Below are 1,924 nucleotides of genomic sequence, written 5' to 3'. Positions count from 1 at the left end.
GCCTGCCTCAAGCCCGCCGCCGGCGCCGGCGGGGAGGGCTTCCGGGTCCTCACCCGCGAACCGTTCGGACTGCACCGGCTGGCCGGCTGGGACAGCCGCGTCCAGGTCGACCAGGTGGCCGCCGCGCTCGACCGGGCGGCCCACGAGGACCCGGACGCCGCCACCGACCTCCTGGTCATGCCCTTCCTGGAGGGCCCCGAGGTCTCCGTGGACTGCCTCGCCGACCTGGACGGCACGCTGCTGGCCGCCGTCGGGCGCAGCAAGCACCGGCGCCGCCGCAGCTTCACCACGGCGCCCCGGTACCTCGAACCCGCCCGCCGCCTGGTCGAGGCCACCGGGATGGCGTACCTCTCCAACGTGCAGTTCCGGCACCTGAACGGCGAGCCGGTCGTCATCGACGTCAACACCCGGCCCTCCGGCGGGCTGCACCAGCTGCGCCTGTGCGGGCTCAACCTGCCCTGGAACGCCGTGCAGTTGGCACTCGGCGAGCGCCCGGACACCGAGTGGACCGGGGACCCGGCGGGCATCGAGTACACCCTCGTCTCGGGGATCCAGCCGGTGCTGACGCGCCAACTCCCCCCGGCGGGCCAGCTGGTGCACTGACCAGCCGTCAATCGCCCGACTACAGCGGACCGTTCCAGTCCAGCGTCGGCTCCAGCACCCCCTCCAGGGTGAGCAGCCAGCGCTTCACGTCGATCCCCACCCGGCCGCCGCCGAAGCCGCCGATCCCGTCCGCCGCCACCACCCGGTGGCAGGGCACCAACAGCGCGACGGGGTTGGCGGCCATCATCTGCCCGACCGTCCTGGCCGCCAGGCCGGGTTCCTCGACCTCGCCGAACACGCCGCTGCGGACGGCGAGTTCGCCGTAGGTGATGGTCCGCCCGAACGGCACCTCGCGCAGCAGGGTCCGCAGCACCGCCCGGTGCGGCCCGGTGCTCAGGCTCCAGTCGATCGGCAGGTCCAGCATCCGGCGGCGCCCCGCGAGGTACTCGCCGACCCGGACGGTCACCGCGGCGATCTTCGACTCGTCCGCGCAGCGCGGCAGTTCGCCCTCCCGGCCGAGGAAGCCGACGGCCGCCACGCCCTGCGCGGTCACCGCGACGTGCAGCGGCCCGCTCGGCAGCGGCGTGTCCACCGTCAGCCAGGACATCGCCGACGCCGTACGCTCCGCCACGTCTTCCCCCACGTCCTCCACGGCGCGCGCGGACCACCCGCCCCGCGTGCCATCGTACGGCGGGGCCGGCGGGTGCTCCGACGCGGCCGGGGTCAGGGGCGCCGGCCCCTCAGCTCCGCGGCGAGCCCCCGCGACCAGCGCGCCAGTTCGGCCCGGTCGGGGGCCCGCCCCTCGCACAGGGCGGCGAGCTGGGCGTCGTTGATCCGGTTCGGCCCCGGGATCCCCAGCAGGTACGCGAGCTCGTCCAGGACGGCGGCGAGCCGCACGGCGTCCGAGTGGTCCAGGGACGCGGCCGTCTCGTGGTGGCCGATGGTGAGAGAACCGGGCATGTCCTGCCTCCTCCGTTCGCCCCCGCACCCCTCCACCGTACGACCGCCCGCCTCACCCGGCACCCGCCGCGGTCGGGGCCGCTCCCACGGCCCCGGACGACGGCGCCCCGTCCGGCTCCTCCCAGCGCCGGCCGCGCACGTCGCGCACCAGGAGCACCGCCGCCCCGGCCACCAGCTGCCACCCCGCGCCGAAGGCCAGCACGGCCGGCACCCCCACCCGGTCGGCCAGCGGACCGGCCGCCGCCAGGCCCAGCGGCCCCAGCACGAAGGCGCCCAGCCCGCCGAACGCCGTCACCCGCGCCAGCACCTCGGCCGGCACCCAGCTCTGCAGCGTCGAGTCGTACAGCGAGCCGCAGACCGCCGACCCGGCCCCCGCCACCAGCGCCGCCCCGGCCGTCCAGGCCAGCGGCGCCCCGGCCGC

The 1,924-nt window shown here is 76.7% G+C and carries 3 protein-coding genes and 1 pseudogene; 1 reads left to right on the top strand and 3 read right to left on the bottom strand.

Annotated elements, in window-relative coordinates; genetic code table 11:
* Positions 1-603 (top strand): ATP-grasp domain-containing protein (locus tag ABD308_RS37445; protein WP_344345137.1); only part of this gene is annotated, 603 nt, incomplete at its 5' end.
* A 19-nt stretch (positions 604-622) separates the two neighbouring features.
* Here the strand turns inward: ABD308_RS37445 and ABD308_RS37440 are convergent.
* The 3 genes and pseudogenes from ABD308_RS37440 to ABD308_RS37430 form a co-directional block, all read right to left on the bottom strand.
* Positions 623-1,174, bottom strand: coding sequence for a methylated-DNA--[protein]-cysteine S-methyltransferase (locus ABD308_RS37440; RefSeq protein ID WP_344345134.1), 552 nt, complete (start codon positions 1,172-1,174; stop codon positions 623-625).
* Positions 1,175-1,266: 92 nt separating this feature from the next.
* A complete protein-coding gene (locus tag ABD308_RS37435; protein WP_344345131.1) occupies positions 1,267-1,503 on the bottom strand; it encodes a hypothetical protein in 237 nt (78 codons plus the stop codon).
* 52 nt (positions 1,504-1,555) lie between these two features.
* Positions 1,556-1,924: pseudogene (locus ABD308_RS37430) on the bottom strand (MFS transporter); the annotation flags it as partial.

Source organism: Kitasatospora putterlickiae (assembly GCF_039527695.1).
In the GTDB taxonomy this organism is placed as follows: domain Bacteria; phylum Actinomycetota; class Actinomycetes; order Streptomycetales; family Streptomycetaceae; genus Kitasatospora; species Kitasatospora putterlickiae.
Note: the sequence above shows the minus strand (reverse complement) of the source record. Positions and strands in the feature narration are given on the sequence as shown.